Origin of the sequence: Catenulispora subtropica (assembly GCF_039531675.1) — a bacterium.
GTDB classification, from domain to species: Bacteria; Actinomycetota; Actinomycetes; order Streptomycetales; family Catenulisporaceae; genus Catenulispora; species Catenulispora subtropica.
The window spans coordinates 73,798-90,488 of record NZ_BAAAQM010000007.1 but is presented as its reverse complement, the minus strand read 5'-3'; the positions used below and the strand labels follow the sequence as shown (position 1 = coordinate 90,488).

The 16,691-nt window shown below is 70.1% G+C and carries 13 protein-coding genes; 5 read left to right on the top strand and 8 right to left on the bottom strand.

The window, feature by feature from the left end:
- Positions 1 to 18 precede the first annotated feature (18 nt).
- The 3 genes from ABD466_RS08780 (at position 19) to ABD466_RS08770 (ending at position 3,844) form a co-directional block, all read left to right on the top strand.
- Positions 19 to 1,011 carry a glycosyltransferase family 2 protein gene (locus tag ABD466_RS08780; protein ID WP_344656460.1) on the top strand — a complete coding sequence of 331 codons (993 nt, stop codon included), beginning with the start codon at positions 19 to 21 and terminating at the stop codon, positions 1,009 to 1,011.
- Between the two features lie 239 nt (positions 1,012 to 1,250).
- Positions 1,251 to 2,450: an FAD-dependent oxidoreductase gene (locus ABD466_RS08775; RefSeq protein WP_344656459.1), complete on the top strand. Its 1,200-nt coding sequence runs from the start codon at positions 1,251 to 1,253 to the stop codon at positions 2,448 to 2,450.
- A 146-nt stretch (positions 2,451 to 2,596) separates the two neighbouring features.
- Positions 2,597 to 3,844: a carboxylate--amine ligase gene (locus tag ABD466_RS08770; protein WP_344656458.1), complete on the top strand. Its 1,248-nt coding sequence runs from the start codon at positions 2,597 to 2,599 to the stop codon at positions 3,842 to 3,844.
- A 43-nt stretch (positions 3,845 to 3,887) separates the two neighbouring features.
- On the opposite strand, the gene ABD466_RS08765 is transcribed toward ABD466_RS08770, so the two are convergent.
- On the bottom strand, positions 3,888 to 5,057 hold the full coding sequence (locus tag ABD466_RS08765; protein ID WP_344656457.1) for a glycosyltransferase family 4 protein: 1,170 nt from the start codon (positions 5,055 to 5,057) through the stop codon (positions 3,888 to 3,890).
- Positions 5,058 to 5,302: 245 nt separating this feature from the next.
- Here ABD466_RS08765 and ABD466_RS08760 point away from each other — a divergent pair, with 245 nt between their 5' ends.
- Positions 5,303 to 6,553, top strand: a complete 1,251-nt coding sequence (locus ABD466_RS08760; protein ID WP_344656456.1) for a cellulase family glycosylhydrolase — start codon at positions 5,303 to 5,305, stop codon at positions 6,551 to 6,553.
- A complete protein-coding gene (locus ABD466_RS08755) occupies positions 6,550 to 7,338 on the top strand; it encodes a glycosyltransferase family 2 protein (protein ID WP_344656455.1) in 789 nt (262 codons plus the stop codon). The genes ABD466_RS08760 and ABD466_RS08755 overlap by 4 nt, the downstream gene beginning before the upstream one ends.
- Before the next feature lie 87 nt (positions 7,339 to 7,425).
- On the opposite strand, the gene ABD466_RS08750 is transcribed toward ABD466_RS08755, so the two are convergent.
- From ABD466_RS08750 to ABD466_RS08720, 7 genes are all read right to left on the bottom strand, one after another.
- Entirely contained in the window at positions 7,426 to 9,402 is a 1,977-nt protein-coding gene (locus ABD466_RS08750) for a lipopolysaccharide biosynthesis protein (protein ID WP_344656454.1), read from the bottom strand.
- Positions 9,395 to 9,847, bottom strand: a complete 453-nt coding sequence (locus tag ABD466_RS08745; protein WP_344656453.1) for a hypothetical protein — start codon at positions 9,845 to 9,847, stop codon at positions 9,395 to 9,397. The genes ABD466_RS08750 and ABD466_RS08745 overlap by 8 nt, the downstream gene beginning before the upstream one ends.
- A gap of 3 nt (positions 9,848 to 9,850) precedes the next feature.
- Positions 9,851 to 11,023, bottom strand: coding sequence for a glycosyltransferase family 4 protein (locus ABD466_RS08740; protein WP_344656452.1), 1,173 nt, complete (start codon positions 11,021 to 11,023; stop codon positions 9,851 to 9,853).
- Entirely contained in the window at positions 11,020 to 13,533 is a 2,514-nt protein-coding gene (locus ABD466_RS08735) for a hypothetical protein (protein WP_344656451.1), read from the bottom strand. Before ABD466_RS08735 ends, ABD466_RS08740 begins: the two co-directional genes overlap by 4 nt.
- 74 nt (positions 13,534 to 13,607) lie before the next feature.
- A complete protein-coding gene (locus ABD466_RS08730) occupies positions 13,608 to 14,798 on the bottom strand; it encodes a glycosyltransferase family 4 protein (RefSeq protein ID WP_344656450.1) in 1,191 nt (396 codons plus the stop codon).
- The gene (locus tag ABD466_RS08725; protein WP_344656449.1) at positions 14,795 to 15,739 is read right to left on the bottom strand and encodes a hypothetical protein; all 945 of its coding nucleotides are present in this window, start codon (positions 15,737 to 15,739) and stop codon (positions 14,795 to 14,797) included. The genes ABD466_RS08730 and ABD466_RS08725 overlap by 4 nt, the downstream gene beginning before the upstream one ends.
- The gene (locus ABD466_RS08720) at positions 15,709 to 16,545 is read right to left on the bottom strand and encodes a glycosyltransferase family 2 protein (protein WP_344656448.1); all 837 of its coding nucleotides are present in this window, start codon (positions 16,543 to 16,545) and stop codon (positions 15,709 to 15,711) included. Before ABD466_RS08720 ends, ABD466_RS08725 begins: the two co-directional genes overlap by 31 nt.
- Between the last annotated feature and the right edge of the window lie 146 nt (positions 16,546 to 16,691).

Genomic DNA, 16,691 nt, shown 5'->3' with positions numbered 1-16,691 from the left:
TGATATATATGATCGGTGATGAACGCCTTCGAGCCGCAGCCGTCACATCGAGCGCCGCTGTCGGAACAGGGCGCCGATGATTCAGGCCGGGATCTGGTCGACGTGATGATGCCCTACTACGGGGACGTCGGCATGATGCAGGAAGCGGTCCGGAGCGTCCTGGCCCAGCAGGACCCGCACTGGCGGCTCACCGTGGTCGACGACGGCGCCGAGCCCGGCGTCCCGGAGTGGTTCGCCGAGCTGACCGCGGTCCACGGGGCCGACAAGATCCGCTACCAGCGCAACGAGACCAACCTCGGCATCACGGAGAACTTCCAGAAGTGCCTGAGCCTGGTCACCCAGCCGCTGGTCACCATGATCGGCAGCGACGACCGCATGCTGCCCAATTACGTCGGCACCGTCCGCGCCCTGATGAGGGACTTCCCTCAAGCCTCTCTCGCGCAGCCCGGCGTCGAGATCATCGACGAGAAGGGCGAGCTCACCGAGCCCTGGGTCGACAAGATCAAGAGCCGGGTGTACGCCCCCCGCGTCCACGGGGCGGCCGCCCTCAGCGGTGAAAGCCTTGCCGTCAGCCTGCTGCGCGGCAACTGGATGTACTTCCCCGCCATCTGCTGGCGCGCCGACGTCATCACCGAGGTCGGCTTCGACCCGGCCCTGCGCGTCGTGCAGGACCTGGCCCTGACGCTGGCCTGGGTCCGCGCCGGAGCCCAGATCGTCGTCTCGGACACCGCCTGCTTCCAGTACCGCCGCCACGCCGTCAGCGTCTCCAGCGAGCGTGCCTTCGCCGGCACCCGCTTCACCGAGGAGCGCGCGTTCTTCCTCGACGAGGCCGCCAGAATGGACGACCTCGGCTGGCACAAAGCGGCCCGTGCAGCCCGCCTGCACCTGTCCTCCCGCATCCACGCCGCCACTCTCCTGCCCTCCGCCATGCGGCGTGGCAACGCCTCCGGCATGCGCACTCTGGCGGGCTACGCCTTCGGCCCGGCCCGCCGGCAAGACGGAGGCTCTTAGCAGCAAGCCCGCGTGATCGCGTTGACGAACGGGTCACATGCGGCTGAACCGCTGCGAAATCGTGCCACAATCTGGTGTTCGACAGCCGGTCCAGTGAAGAGTCCTGATTTGTCGTCAAGCGATCACCGCGGCAGGAAACCGGGCGATCCGCCTCGGCCGGTATGCCCGGATCCATGCGGAAGAAGGCATCCGCGAGACTTGGGAACAGGTTCCGCGGGATGGGAGCGAGGGGGAAACGCATGACAGGTACAGAGGTCCTCGACACCGCCGTGGTGGGCGCCGGGCCCTACGGCCTTTCGGTGGGGGCGCACGCCCGGGCGCGGGGCTCCCGCACCCGGGTGTTCGGCACGCCGATGCGGGCCTGGGCCGAGCACATGCCGGTGGGCATGAAGCTCAAGTCCGAGCCGTGGGCCTCGCACCTGTCGGATCCGCGTGACCAGTACACGCTGAGGGAGTTCTGCCGGCTCAAGGGGCTGCCCTACGCGCACGGTGTCCCCACGCCCGTCGAGACGTTCGTCGACTACGGCCGGTGGTTCCAGCAGGAGGCCGTGCCGGATGTGCACGAGACCGACGTGGTACGGGTTGATCAGACTGGTTCGGTGTTCACGCTCGAGCTGGCCGACGGGGGCTCGGTGCGGGCCCGCACGGTGGTGCTCGCCGCAGGCTTCCTGCCGTTCCCGCGAATACCCGAGGCGCTGGCCGGGCTCCAGGCCCCGCAGGTGCTGCACAGCAGCACGGTGAACGACCTGTCCGCCTTCGCCGGCAAGCGGGTCACCGTGGTCGGCGCGGGACAGGCTGCGATCGAGATCGGCGTGCTGCTGGACGAGGTGGGCGCGGACGTGACACTGGTGGCGCGGGCTGCCAGGCTGGCGTGGAACAGTTTCCCCGCCGATCTGCCCACCAGCCTGTGGCAGCGGCTCCGCCAGCCGGAGAGCGGCCTCGGTCCCGGCTACTACAACAAGGTGCTGGGCGACCTTCCGTCCCTGTTCCGGCGGCTGCCGGGGGCGTACCGCATGGAGGTCGTCCGTAAGACGCTCGGCCCGCAGGGCTCGTGGTGGATCCGCGACCGCTTCGAGAAGTCCTTCGACGACGCGCACGTCCTGACCGGCACCCAGATCACCTCGGCCCAGCCCGAGGGCGATGCGCTCCGGCTGGAGCTGTCGTGTGGCCGGGAGCTGGAGGCCGACCGGGTGATCGCCGCGACCGGGTTCGAGGTGGACATCCGGAAGCTGACGGTACTGGGCGACGAGCTGCGCGGCCGGGTCCGCGGCCTGCTGGGCTCGTACGGCCCGCCGCACCTCGGCGCGGGCTTCGACTCGTCGGTGCCCGGACTGCACATCGTGGGGCTGGCGGCGGCGGCGACGTTCGGGCCGTCCATGCGGTTCGTGTTCGGGTCCGCGTTCGCGGCTCGCAAAGTGGCGCCGAGGTTGCCACGCTGAGCTCGGGCCGCACGGTGGTCTTCACGCCGAGTCAACAGAGACGAGCCATATGATCAGGTCGAGCTCCGCCACCAGGGCTTCCGTTCGGTTCGGCATTTCCTTGGCAAGACGAGGGCTACCTTGAACTTCACTATAAGCTGGTTTCCATGTCAGTGAGAGCGTCGATGGACGCGGACACCGCGACCGACGCCGTGCTCCTGAAGCTCGACCGGAACATCTTCCACCATGGCGGGCTGGGAGTGATCCGGAGTCTGGGACGACTGGGGATCCGGGTCCACGCCATGCGCGAGGACCGGTTCACCCCGGCCGGGGTCTCCCGCTACGCGCGCCGGACGATGTCACCGATGCCGGCCCGCGCCCATCCCGACGACGTGCTCGATCTGCTGGACCGGCTCGCCGACGGGCTCCCCGGACCGGCCGTCCTGGTCACCACGGACGACGCCGGCGCGATCTTCCTGGCCGAGCACGGTGACAAGCTGCGTCCCCGCTATCTCTTCCCCGATCCCCCGGCCGATCTGCCGCGCCGGGCGGCCGGGAAGGCGACGCTCGCCGAGATCTGCCGCGCCGCCGGGGTGCCGCATCCGGCGACGGTGGTTCCCGTGGACGCCGCCGAGGCCACAGCCTTCGCCGATTCCTGCGGCTATCCGGTCGTCGCCAAGGTGAATCTCCCCTGGGCCGCCGACAGAACAGTGGGAGTGCAGAGCACGACGATCGTCCGCGGCCGGGACGAACTGCTCGGGCTGGTCGAGCGGGCCCGCCGGGCGACCGGCGACGGCCCGGACACCGGCCTGCTGCTCCAGGAATACCTCGCGCCCGCGCCGACCGGTACGCGCCAGGACTGGTTCTTCCACGGCTACTTCGACACGGCCTCGCGCTGCCTGTTCGGCCACACCGGGATCAAGGAGCGCTCCTTCCCGGTCAACGCGGGTCTGACGACCTACGGCCGGTGGGTACCGAACGACCGGCTGCGCGCGGAGGCGGTCGCCCTGCTGTCCGGGTTGGGCTACCAGGGGGTCGTCGACCTCGACTACCGGTGGGACCCACGCGACGACAGCTATCGGCTCCTGGACTTCAACCCCCGGCTGGGTGCCCAGTTCCGGCTGTTCCAGGACACGGCCGGCATCGACGCTGTCCGGGCCCTGCACCTGGACCTCACCGGGCGCGGCTTCACCCCGGGCGATGCGGTGCCCGGCCGGGCTCTGGTCGTGGAGAACTTCGATCCGCTCGCCGCACTCGGCTATCGGCGAGAGGGGACCCTGTCGACGCGGTCCTGGCTGGCTTCCCTACGCGCCGCGGACGAGGCCGCCTGGTTCGCCCGTGACGACCTCGCCCCGTTCTTCCTGAGCGGTGCACGGACGCTGTGGCAGGCCGCGAAGAACCGTCTCAGCCGATGAAGCCCACACCGGGGACGTTTTCCCCGGGCAACGGACGCGCCCGCTACGGACGGCCACCGGCGGCGAGCGTCTCCCGATACCAGGATTCATAATCGTCGAGGCAACGATCCAGGTCGAACTCCTCGGCGCGCCGGGCCGAGCCCTCACCCAACCGCGCCAGCTGCTCGGCGTCGCCGAGCAGCCCGCCCAGCGCCTCGGCCAGAGCGGCGGCGTCGCCGGGGGCGACGAGCACGCCGTTGTCCGGCCCGACCAGTTCCGGCAGCGCCCCGATCCGGCTGGCGACCAAGGGCCGGCCCTGCACCAACGCTTCCAGGGCGGTCAGCCCGAAGATCTCCGGAGTGGTCGACGGCACGGCGAGCAGCGCGGAGCCGCGGAGGCACTTGGCGACCTCCGGCGGTGTCAGCCAGCCTCGGAACTCGACCGTGCCGGCCGCCACCAGGTCCGCGGCCTCCGCCTCCAGGCGGGCGCGCTCCGGACCGTCGCCGACCACCACGAGCCGCGCCTTCGGCTGCGTCCGGGCCAGGATGCCGAAGGCCGCCAGCAGGACGTCGGCGCCTTTCAGCGGACTGAGCCGGCCCACGAAGGCCGCCTGCCACACGTCCGTGACCGGAGCCGGGGCGAAGACCCGGTCCGCGGCGTGCGGGATCACCCGGACCGGCACCCGGCCGGTGTCGGGGCGGATCGCGTCGGCGACGAACCGGCTCGGGGCCGCGAAACCGTCGATCCGGGTCAGGCCGAACAGCCGGTAGGCGGGCCGCATCAGGAAACGCAGGTGCAGGTAGCGGAGCAGCGCACCGGGCGAGATCCGGCCGGCGTTGTCGGCGACCTGCCAGCGCAGCAGTCTCCGGGTCCAGTCTTCGGGGCCGTGGATGGTGAGAATCCGCACCGCGCCGCGCGTGGCCGGGAACACTGCCGGGCCGAACCCGCCGACGGTGTGCAGATGGACGCAGTCCGGCTGGAACTCCCGCATGATCCGTCGCACCTCGCGGTACGCCCGGTGGTGCCAGACGAACCCGGCCAGCTTGCCGACCGGCCCGCCGGCCACCGGCGGGACGAGATCGTCGGCGAAGACGGGCCGATCGCCCGAAGGGATGTCGAGAGCCACCACCCGGACCTCGTGGCCCCGGGCGCTCTGGCCGTCCCGGAGCATGCGGACGAACTTCTCCGCGCCCCCGGCTTCGAAGCCCAGGTTGACGATGTGCAGAATTCTCACGGGCGCCGCGCAATCCTCGAACCGACAAGGGGGGCTGCGAACCGCCCTGGTTCGAGAATCGGCACAGCCACACCGAGGACACCGAACCATGGCACTATGAACGCTCGCAGACGGGCGTCCTTTTCACGGGCGCCCGGCGACGGCGGCGGCCTCCCGGCCGCTCCCGGTCACCGACCGGATCCGCCAAGCGACGAAATCCGGCCGAGGGGAGCGAAGGGCAGCCGGTCACCGGCCCCGAAATCATAATGGCGAACAGCAAGCGACGGCACTGGGCGCTTGTCGGCGCCGCCGTGACCGCGGTCGTCGTCGGCGCCGGCATCGCGACCGCCGTCTCCGGTGGAGACCCCGGCGGGCCCACGGCTTTCGGCCACTCGCCGGCGGCGACGTCCGGCACCACAAGCCCGGCCGGCGCGCCCACGGCTCCGGCCGGCAGCACCGGCTCCACGTCGAACGGCTCCGCACCCGGCATCACCGCACCGAGCACGAGTGCCGCCAAGAACGCGCAGCTGGCCGACATGAAGTGGGGTCTGGACTACAGCGACACCCTGGCATACGACACGCCGGACCAGGTGAAAACCGCCCTCGACGACGCCAAACGACTCGGGATGGACTACATCCGCGTCGACTTCGGTTGGGAGGACCACCAGAACTTCGCGAACTTCCCGCCGGACTTCTCCAAGTTCGACAAGGTCGTCGCCGGAGCGAACGCCCACGGCCTGAAGATCCTGGCCACCATCGACTTCCCGCCACCGTGGGCGCGCCGGGACGCTTGCAAGGACACCGCCGCTTGCCCGCCCGCCGACAACGCGCTGTTCGCGAAGTTCGTGAAGCAGGCGGTTGCGCGCTACTCGGCACGGGGCGTCCACTACTGGGAAGTGTGGAACGAGCCCAACATCGTGGCCTGGGCCCCGCTCCCGGACCCGGCGGACTACACCAAACTCCTTGTGACGGTCTCCGCGGCGATCCGCTCCGCGGACCCGCACGCTTACATCCTGATGGGGGGCCTCGCGGCCGACCATCCGAGCCCCGGCGCGCCCTTCATCGCCCCGTACGACTTCATCACCGCCGTGGCCAACGCCGGCGGTCTGAAGGCCGTCGACGCGATCGGCTACCACCCCTACCCGGACGGCGACCCCGCGACCAGCAAGACCTTCCTGGCCATCAGCAAATCGCCGAAGAGCATCATCGCCGCGCTGAACCAGGCCGGGGCCCCGAACATGCCGATCTGGATCACCGAGACCGGAGCGAACATCCCAGCGCTGATCTGGGGACCGCCGGAGCAGGTCAAGCCACAGGAGACGGCGCAGGTGCAGCAGGCCAAGCGCGAGGTGGAGGTACTGTCCTCGTATCCGAACGTGGTGTCCTTCTTCTGGTTCTCCTACCAAGACGACCCACCCGCCCACCTGGTCTTCGGGCTGCGGCGGGGCGACGGGACCTACCGGCCCTCGTTCGACGCCCTGAAGCAGATCATCGCCGACGCGAAGAAGGCACGATGAACACGGGCAAGGCGCCACGGGTCTCCGTGGTCATTCCGGTCGTCCCCCGTCAGCCCTTTCTCGACGAGACACTGCTCTCCATCCAGAAGCAGACCTTCCAGGACTGGGAAGTGGTCCTGGTGCTGGACGGCGAGTGCGAGGAGAACCGGCGGGTGGCCTCCATGCTGCCCCCCGACCAGCTCCGGTTCGCCGTCACACCGCGAGAGCGCTCCGGCATAGCGGCGGCCCGGAACGCCGGGCTCCCCGAGTGCCGCGGCGACCTGGTGGCCTTCTGCGACGGGGACGACCTGTGCGAGCCGGAGCGACTGGCCCGGCAGGTCGCCGAGTTCGACCGCCGTCCCACCCTGGGGATGGTCTCCACCTGGGCCCGCCGCTTCGACAGCGCCACCGGTGCCGACCTCGGCCCGCTCCACTGCCCCACCGAGTCCGACGCGCTGGCCCGCCGACTGTTGTTGTTCAACACGGTGACGGTGTCCACGGTGATGGCGCGGCCGGAGGTGGTGCGCGAGGCGGGCTACTTCCGCAGCGCCGCGATCCAGTGCGAGGACTATGACCTCTGGCTCCGGATCCTCGGCCGGGCCGAGATCGCCGCGGTGCCGGAGGAACTGCTGCGCTACCGCGTGCATGAGGGGCAGTTCAGCCACCGGGCGAAGATCATGCCGCAGAGCGGCCTGCTGCGGCGCGAGAAGGTGGCGGCGGCCCGGCGACTAGGGCTCAGTGTGCCGGTGACCCGGCTCAAGCACATGGTCTGGGAAGGGGTCCAGCTGGCGCACCGGCGCTGGTAGGACTGGCGCGCTGGCGCCGGTGGGAGCCGGCGCCGGATAGTCCGGGCGGCTGTCGGCACCTCGTCCGCCGCACCCGCCCGGAAACCGTCATCGATCCGCGCCCGGCGGCCCAGCACGGCGACGACCTGGTTCCGGAAGCGGATCGCGCTCTTCGGGTTCCGGGCGGAAGAACGATTCGGGCACGACGATCGGTCGCAGGATCTGGGTCTCCGCGTCCGCCGCCGACGGCGGCGGCACCCGGCCCGGCGATCCGTCCCGGTACTGCAACCGGGCTTGCTCGGCCGCAGACCCCTGACCTGCCGGTCCTCCTGATCCCGCCGGTCCCGGCTGACGGGGCGTCGACCGGGGCCGTACCCGCAGGCCCCCCGTCCGCGGCGGCCGCCAGCTCTCCCGTCCGTAGAACCGCGGCGTGGCATAGCCGTCGTCCTCTGTGCCGTCCACGCCCGCACCGTACGCGTCGAAGCGGTCGCTGCGCCCTCGTGCCTCCGGACGGTTCCATGGGAAGAACATCGGTTCGGTGACGGCTGTCGAGTCGCCGACCCCGATCCACGGGCTCTGCCGGGCTCGCGGACGCTCCCGCAGGCCGCCGGGCGGCGCCGCGGCGCCGACGCCGGCCGGAGCCCGCTCCCCGTCGGGGGCGAAGTCCTCGTCGGTCTCCACCTCGAAGGAGTCGTAGGCGTCGTACTCCTCGCCGACCGCGTCCAGTTCCGCCATCTTCGCCCCCGGCACGAACGCCACGGCGAACAGCCCCGAGGCCAGGTTCCCCAGCGCCCAGGCCCAGCCGACCCAGTTCAGGCCCCGGTGCGCGAAGCCGAGCGCCAACGCCAGCGTCGCGACCAGGTACACCACGTTGCTGCCGAGCAGCGGCTTCATCCGCCCCGTGATCCGCAGCGCGCTGCTGGCCCAGGTGTGGAACGCGACCGCGAGCGCGCCCAGCGCCAGCACCGTCAGCAGCCCCTGCGCGTGCTCCGGGTACTTGCCGCCGAACAGGCTGAGCAGCGGCTTGCGCACCAGGATCACGGCCGCGACGCCCGGGACCATCACCGCGGTCATGATCTTCGCGGACCGCTTCATCAGGCTGCGGAGCTGGGCGGGGTCGTGGGCGCCCTCGGAGAAGAGCGCGTCGCCGATTGCGTACGAACCGGTCGACAGCAGCGCCGCGATCTGGGAGCCCAGGTAGTAGTACGTGACATTGTCGGGCCCCAACCAGCGCAACACGATGATCGGCAGCGCCAGTTGCGGGACCAGGTTGAGCAGCGAGGAGAAGTGCGTGGTCGCGGAGTAGCTCGCCGTCTCCCGGATCCGGGTGCCTCCGAGCCGGAAGGAGAACCGGAAACCCAGCTTCCGGTACATCAAGTACACCGACGCCAGGGTGGCGACGACGTATCCGACTCCGGAGGCCGCCACGATGCCCATGGCGCCCATGCCGACCACCGCCGCCGGGATCATCAGCTTGGCCAGGCTCTGGACGAACCCGTCCACCAGCGTGTTGTACTCGGCCCGGCGCGCGGCCATGAAGACCGAGTCCGTCACGAGGTTGACCGTGGCGAAGACACAGATGCCGATCAGGACCACGGCGTAGACCGGCTTGTCCTGAACGAAGGCGAGGTCCGGCGAGATCTTCTTCACGGCCAGGGCATAGCCCGTGCCGATCAGGAAGCTGGCCGCCGCCACGAGCCCCAGCATCACCGACACCTGGCGGTTGCGCGCCGCGCCGCGGGCCTGGAACCGGATCATCGTGGCCCCGAACCCGAAGGTGCTCATGAACGAGATGAGCGAGATCGCCGACAGCAGCGTGGTCGCCAAGCCGATCTGGGTCGAGCTGTAGAGGTGCGCGACGAGCGCCCAGAATATAAAGCCTATGCCTGCGGTGAGGCCGGCGGAGGCCATGAGGAACAGCGAGTTCCGGAGCATCTTCGTGCCCGCGCCGCCACCCGCGTCGCCGGTGTCCGCACCGTCGTGGTCTGAGCCGTCAGCGTCCGAATAGTCGGCGTTCGCATGGCCGGCATTCGAAGTGTCTGCGTCCGGTTCGGCGGCCCCCCGTCGGCGGCGCCCCTTAGCCATGCCGCGCCTTCCGGACCCGGAGACCGAACAGGCAGCCCGACAACAGCAGGAAGCACAGCACAGCCGTCGTGCCCTCCGACGGGTGCTCGAAGAAGTGGGTGAGCCGGTATCCAGTGGTCTGCGGGTGGGACAGGTTGTCGAGGCACAGGTAAACCCACACCAGGAACGAGTACCCGCCGACCGCGGCCAACCCGGCCTCAACCGCGTCCGGCCGCCCGGCCCGACGGGTCCAGAACGTGCCGGTCCGGGCACGCAGCGCGAAAGCGCACCCGAACGACAGCGCCAGGCACAGCGCCCCGAAGGTGTCACGCCGCAGCGGCAGCACGGCGGTGATCGGCTCACTGAGCACCCCGGGCCGCAGCACCGCGATCAGAGCCACATAGACCCAGCCCAACAGCCCGGCAACCATCGCCGTCTCAGCGGCGGGCCGGAACATCGTCCTCATACATCATCCCCGGTCGGCAGTACTCTTCCCCGGGCCGATCGCCGCACGGTAGGTCTCGATCAGCGTGGAAGCATGGTCCGGCCACGCAAAGCGCGCCAGCGCGTACTCCCGGCCGTACTTGCCCATCTGTTGACGCAGCTCGAAATCCGCGGCGATCTCCCGTAGCCGGAGGCGGAGCGTCTCCGTGTCCCGGTCGATCAACGATATCCGATCGCGATCCAGCTCATAGGCTGCGTATCCACTGAAATCGGTGGTCACGACAGCGATTCCGGAGCTCATCGCTTCCTGGACGGTGAGCGGGAACCCCTCGGCCGTCGAGGGGAGGGCGAAGATGTCGCACGCCCGGTAGGCGGCGGCCATGTCGACGGGAGCGAGGGAGCCGAGGTAGATCACGGAGTCCTCCGCCGCGGCCAGCGCTTCGGCCGGCCCACCGGCGAACACCAGCCGGTAGGCCGGATCGTCCGCCGCGAGCAACATGTCGAATCCCTTGTTGGGCATGAACCGCCCGGCGAACAGCACCAGCACGCCGTCTCGCGGCAGATCCAGCTTCTCCCGCTCGGCGGCCTGCTCGGCGGCGTCCCGGACCGGCTGGAACAGTGCGGTGTCGACGCCGTTCGGCAGGTGCCGCATCCGCTCCGGCCGCGCCCCGAGGCCGCGGGCGAAGGCCGCGACGTCCGAATTCAGGGTGAAGACAGAGCGCGCGGTCCGCATGAGCAGCCGGCCGGCCGTCGCATAGACGGCCTTCTGGATCAGGCCCACAGCGGCCGACTTGTGCTGCACCAGCGTCACGTGCTGCGTGGCCACTATCGGGGTGCCGGTCACCTTGGCCGCGGTGAGCGCGGCCCACGACGTCAGATAGAAGGCATCGTGGATGTGCACGACGTCGGCCCAGCGCGCCCAGCGCACCGCACTGCGCAGCAGCTTCGGTCCCGGGATCGGGAACGGCACTTCGGCCTTGCGCTCCAGACCGTTCCAGGCCCGGACCCGCACCACCCGGACCCCGTCCTCATCGGTGATGCTGCTTCGGTCCCCGGTAGTGAGCACCGTCACGTCGACCCCGGCGGCGGTCAGGTGACGGGCCTCGGAGTACACCACGTTCTCGATGCCGCCCAGGTGTGGCGGGTAGTAGTGGCAGACGAGGAGGACTTTGAGCGGTCCGGCGACGTCGTCACTCATCGGTAGATCTCCACTCCGGGGCTGACGTAGATCTTGTCCATCAGGTCTTCGAGCAGCTTGGTCGGGTACACGTAGGGCACGGCCGTACCCCGGTAGTCGATGGACGCCCGGTCCTCGTCCACCTCCGCGTGCCCGAGCAGGACGTAGCTCCCCGGTTGCAGCAGGAGCGGGTTGACCGTCATCTCGACCGGGCCGATGAAGATCGTCTGAATCCGTTCCCAGACGTCCTGACTGGTTTGGAGCAGCATGGTCTGCTGCGCGTCCGGCGGGGTGCGGTCGAACACGCTCTGGAGCCAGGCCGCCGCGTCGTTCTCCGGCGCGGTCGGGTAGTACTCGTCGTAGTACTTGCCGGAGTTGGACAGCGCGAGCTGCGGCTGATAGCCGCCGGTGAGGCGGGGCACCACACCGGTGATGTCGACGGCCATCGCGGCGATCATCGCCGCGAGCAGCGGTGTCCGGTAGCGGCCGCACCAGCGCAGCGCCCAGAGCAGACCGGCGGCCATGAACGGGCCGAAGAAGAAGATGCCTTGCTGGAGCGCGCGCAGGACGCTGTAGTCGACCGTGAGCTGCGGCACGAGCGTCAGCAGGACCAGGACCCCGATCGAGCCCACGGCCAGTGCGGCCTGGTCCCGGGTCGGCGTCAGTTCGGCGCGGACCCGCCGGTAGCGCAGGCCCAGGAGGGCGACGGCGGTGCCGAGCAGCAGCAGGAGCTGGATCGCGGCGGCGATGCCGAAGCGGACCAGGCCGTTCAGACTCGCCACCGGCAGGCCGAGGCTCTGCAGCTTGGTGCCGAGCGAGGTCAGCGGCAGATCCGGGATGGAGGTGATCGGCGTCGGGTACTTGTCGATGACTTCCTGCGGGAACAGCAGGCCCTGCTCGCGGTCGCCGGCGGTCGAAGCACGGGTCTCGGCCAGGTAGGCGTCCATGCGCTGCTGGTCGGTGACCTGGGAGGCGCCGACCAGGCTGTTGGCGGTGTCGGCGGAACCGACATCCGACTTCTGGCCGATGACCTCCTTCCACGCGGAGGTCAGGGTGCTGGTCAGCTGTCCGCTCGTGTTGGTGACCGGGCCGGCCCAGCCCACGGCCAGAACGGCGGTGAGGGCGACCAGCCAGACGGTGAGGAACGCCGGGGCGGTCCGCTTCGGCATCGAGCTGTCCGGGACCGGCGGCGGGGCGGCCGGGGACTGGGCAGGGGCGGAGCGCCGCCGGACCGAGTCGGCGCCGCCTGCGGTGAAGGCGACGGCCGGGATGAGCACCGTGGCCGTGATGTCCGCGTCGGACGCGCCGTCTTCGCGGGCCGTGTCCACGCCGTCGCCATAGGCCCAGACGCCTGCGGTCTGGCTGTCGGCGGTTCTTATGGCAGCGGTCTGTCCGTCTGCGGCGGCGCCGTGGCCGTCCCGGCTCCGCCGCCGCTCTCCGATCCGGTCCAGCAGCCGCCAGGCCGTCGTGATCACCACCCCGGACCCCAGAACCATCACCAGCACATACGCCGTCGAGTAGTGCGCGAGCACGATCCCGGCCATCAAGGGGATCAACGCGTAGCGACGTGTTCGGGCGTCCCCCCTCTGTTCGGACATCACCACGACCGCGGCACCCAGCACGACGAACGCGATCTCTTGGCGTGCCATGTACGCCATGTCGGTGAAGAACGTCGGGAACGTCAGGAACAGCGCCGAGGACAGCAGTGCCACCTGCCGCGAGGCGAGGTTGTGGACCGAACGGAACAGGGCGACCGGAGCCGCCGCGAACATCAGCGGGAAGACGATCTTCCAGACCCCGGCCGCGGAGATCGCGGTGAGTTTGGTCAGCGCGAGCGGCAGCAACGTGATGCTGAGACAGGCGTTGTACGCGGTCGGGTAGTCCGAGATCACCCAGTGCCCGCCGCCGAGGTTGAGCCGGTAGACCTCGTACTCCACCTGGATGTCGTGCCCGGTGATCAGCCACCCGCGCAGCGACGTCAGCAGCAGCAGTGCGCCGGCGCCGAGGAAGACGCCGAGCTCCAGCACCTCGACCGCGTACCGGTTGTGCCGGATCAGCATCAGGGCCAGCAACCCGGCGACCCCCGTGTACGCCAGCATGCTGACCTGGGGGCCGAGCCCGTTGTTCAACCGCGTGGCGCCCGCGAAGGCCAGGACCAGGCACAGTGCGCCGTAGCCCGCGACGACCTGCAGGCCGGGCAGCCGCCGCACCCGGCTCCAGTCCACCGGTCCGCACTCCGGGGAGAACGCCCCGATCATCAGGTTGACCAGCGCAAACCCGGCCGCCAACGGAACGGTCGCGAGCGGTCGGTGGTAGCCGACCAGCGGCGCGCCGAAGTTCACGAGGAGCAGCACGCCGAAGTCGGTGACGATTGCGAAGGCGAAGGCCACCAGCAGCGCGGCGTCGAGCCGGGACACGACGCGACGCGCCAGGCCCAGCCACAACGTGGTGGGCGCTCCGAGGATCAGCCACAGACCCGCCAGAGTGGCCAGCGGACCGGGGAGGTAGTAGGCGCCGAAGGAGGCGGTCACGCCGGCGAGGACGACGCTCGCCAGCAGGGCTGTCCTGCCGTTCGAGCTCTCCCGGTTCAGAATCCTCTCGGTGTTCAGAATCCCACCTGCTCGTAGACGTCCTCGATCGCTGAGACCACGTGGTCCCAGCGACTGCCGATGACCCGCGCGGAGCCCGTCGCCGCCAGGGCGGCCAGCGCCGAGCGATCCCGGGCAAGGTTGTCGATCGCGGCGGCCAGGTCCTGCGGCGTCGGCGGGACGAGCAGGCCGGCGCCCTCGACCGTCTCGATGTTGCCGGGCACCGCGGTCGCCAGCACCGGCAGCCCGGCGGCCATGGCCTCCAGCACCACCAGCGCCATGCCCTCGCGGTCCGACGGAAGGACAAACAGCTCGGCGTCCGCGTACTCCTTGATCAGGTCCTCGCCGTGCTTGCGCCCGGCGAACTCCACGCGATCGTCCAGCCCGAGCCGCGTCGCCTGCTCCCGGAGGGCCGGGCCCAGGTCGCCGTCGCCGACAAGCCGCAGCCGTACCGGTTCGGTGACCTTCGCCATCGCGTCGAGAAGCCGGGCCACGTTCTTCTGGGTGCCCAGTCGGCCGACGAACAGCAGCCGCAGCGGGTCGGGTCCCGAACCCACTGCCGGCTCCACACTCGGAGCGCGCGGCGGCAGGAAATACTCGTCGGCGACGCCGTTGGGGACCACGTAGATCTTCGCCCGGTCCGCGCCGTACCGCTCGGCCAGGAAGTCGCGCTGCGACTCGGTGAGCACGATGACGCCGGCCGCGCTCCGGACAACTCGGCCGAACAGGTGCTTCTTGTAGAACGGGAGCAGACGGCCGAGCGGTCCCGAGGCGTCGACCTCCATGTGGAAGTGCAGGATGTACCGCAGGCCGCGCAGCCGCGCAGTGAGCCAGACCTGCTCCGGCACCACCGCCGCCGCACAGTGCAGATGGACCACGGTGCCACGCCGGATCCGCAGCAGTGAGCCGAACATGCCGGGGGCGAGTGGTGTATGCGCGACGGTCAGCGCACGGTGCCGCCGGACTTGGACGCCGCCCTCTTCAACCGCCTGGCGCGGCGCGCCGTCGGCCCCGTTGTCGGTGGTGACCACGCTGACGTCGTTCCGGGCCGCGAGCCGAGTGGCCAGGATCTGGACGACCTGCTCCAGACCGCCGAGCAGCGGCGGGTAGTTCGGAGTGACCTGAACGACGCGTCGGCGCTTGCCCGACGCGGAGCCGGCGACGGAACCGACGGGGGGGATGTGCTCAGGAGAACTCTGCTCGGTCATGCCACCGCGATCCTGTAGTGGAGGGTTTGGTCGCTGCCGTTGAGGGCGACCCACACGTATTCGGCCGCTGGGTTGACGGGCATGCTGACGACAGCGCTGATCGCTTGGCCGTCCCAGGTGAGGACGGAACTGCGGCTGTCGTCGACGTTGCCCTTGGCGTCGACCGTCCAGACCCGGACGCTATAGGCGTCCGTGCCGGTTTCGACGGCGTGCACGCTCACCGGCACGGTCAGTACGGTGCCGTCGACCTGAGGCGGTGTTGTGAAGTAGAGAGCCGTGTACGGCTGCGGCGTCCTCGTGAACGAGTCCCGCAGCTCGGCGCGGACCGGCGGCAGCGTGAGCAGCACGCCGACGGCGGCGACGCCCGCCGCGCCCGCCGCAAGGCGTCGGCGCTTCTGCACGAGGAAGGAACGGACGGACCCCGAACGGGTGGGCGCATCGACGGCAGCGGCCGCAGCATCGGCGGCGGCATGAGCGCTGGCTTGGGCGTCGGTGGTGTCGACCAGGCCGGTGTCAGGACCGTAGCCCGGAGCTGCCGGCTCCGCGGTCTGCCGCGGCATTGTCAGCGGGCTCAACTGTGTGGTGTCGGCCATCGGGTCCGGACGGTCCGGCTCGTGGCTCTGCTGAGCAGCGAGCTGCCAGGCCTGCCGCCTCGACTCCGCTGTTCCGGCCCGGGGGTCGCCCGGCCAGATCGGTTCGCCCGGCCCGGCCACAGGGCTCCGGCCACCGGATCGCGGGTCGTGGAAGAAGGGCTCGTGGGTACCTGGTTCGTCAAAAACCGGTTCGTGGGAAACGGGTTCGTAGGGACGTCCCGGTGCCCGGTGTCCGTCTCCCGGGACGGCGGCGCCGGCCTGTCCCGCGGCCGGGGACTTCGGGGACCGGGCCGCGAACAGCCGGGCGAACGCGTCGCTCAGGCGGCCGTGCCGCTGCCGGTCTGGCATCCCGGTGTTGCTCCTTCTGCCTCTGACGCGTTCGCCGAACGCATCGCTGGGAACCGGGTGCGATGGACCTCGGACCGGACGGGGGCGTCCTGGACCTGGTACGAGCCGCCGGTCGCCGGGCTGTCGTGCCGGATCCGGTGGCCGATCAGGTGAGCCAGGTTCCGGACTCCGTCGCGGACCGAGTTGAGCTTCACATCGCCGCCGCGCACCCGGTACTCGATGTGAGTCTCCGTCACTTTATATCCCGCGAGGACCGCCGCGTTCTTGATCTCCTGGGAGAAGGCCATGCCCGGGGAGCGGACGTCCACGCCGGCCCAGACGTGGCGGTGGAAGATCCACATTCCCGACTGGGAGTCCCGGATGCCGTGGCGGAAGATGAGGCGGCTGACGAAGCTCAGGACGTGGTTGGCCCAGAAGTGGGAGTGCTTCATGGCGCCCAGGTTGGCCGAGTGCAGGCGGTCGGTGGTCAGGAAGTCCGCGCCGGAGCTCTCCAGCTCGGCGAGGAGCTCCGGGAGGTGGTCGAACGGGTAGGTCCGGTCGGCGTCGCCGGAGGCGATCACGTCGCCCTGGGCGGCGGCGAAGCCGGCCTTGTAGGCGTTGCCGTAGCCCTTCTCGGGCTGGAACACGACCCGGGCGCCGCAGGCCCGCGCCAGCTCCCCGGTCCCGTCGCTGGAGTTGTTGTCCACGACGACGATCTCCGTCGACCAGCCGAGATCGGCCAACTCCGAAACCGGTATCGAAGCTATGACGGCTTCTATGTTCTCGGCCTCGTTATAAGCCGGTATCACGACCGACAACGATCGCATTCGAGTCCCCCCAACGGAACGGTCTGGCGGTTGCTCCTTCGGCCCTGTGGCCGGAATCGGCCAGTGGCGAAAGGTGTACGGCAGGGTTACGCGTCGTGCACGTATTCAAGGGGCACCGGAAGACAAGAACTACGAGCCCTGTCACG

Bases quoted from the DNA above. Each gene is read 5' to 3' on its own strand.
- ABD466_RS08750 (WP_344656454.1), bottom strand. From the start codon at position 9,402: ATGGCTAAGGGGCGCCGCCGACGGGGGGCCGCCGAACCGGACGCAGAC.
- ABD466_RS08755 (WP_344656455.1), top strand. From the start codon at position 6,550: ATGAACACGGGCAAGGCGCCACGGGTCTCCGTGGTCATTCCGGTCGTC.
- ABD466_RS08725 (WP_344656449.1), bottom strand. From the start codon at position 15,739: ATGCCAGACCGGCAGCGGCACGGCCGCCTGAGCGACGCGTTCGCCCGG.
- ABD466_RS08780 (WP_344656460.1), top strand. From the start codon at position 19: ATGAACGCCTTCGAGCCGCAGCCGTCACATCGAGCGCCGCTGTCGGAA.
- ABD466_RS08775 (WP_344656459.1), top strand. From the start codon at position 1,251: ATGACAGGTACAGAGGTCCTCGACACCGCCGTGGTGGGCGCCGGGCCC.
- ABD466_RS08730 (WP_344656450.1), bottom strand. From the start codon at position 14,798: ATGACCGAGCAGAGTTCTCCTGAGCACATCCCCCCCGTCGGTTCCGTC.
- ABD466_RS08745 (WP_344656453.1), bottom strand. From the start codon at position 9,847: ATGAGGACGATGTTCCGGCCCGCCGCTGAGACGGCGATGGTTGCCGGG.
- ABD466_RS08720 (WP_344656448.1), bottom strand. From the start codon at position 16,545: ATGCGATCGTTGTCGGTCGTGATACCGGCTTATAACGAGGCCGAGAAC.
- ABD466_RS08740 (WP_344656452.1), bottom strand. From the start codon at position 11,023: ATGAGTGACGACGTCGCCGGACCGCTCAAAGTCCTCCTCGTCTGCCAC.
- ABD466_RS08760 (WP_344656456.1), top strand. From the start codon at position 5,303: ATGGCGAACAGCAAGCGACGGCACTGGGCGCTTGTCGGCGCCGCCGTG.
- ABD466_RS08770 (WP_344656458.1), top strand. From the start codon at position 2,597: ATGTCAGTGAGAGCGTCGATGGACGCGGACACCGCGACCGACGCCGTG.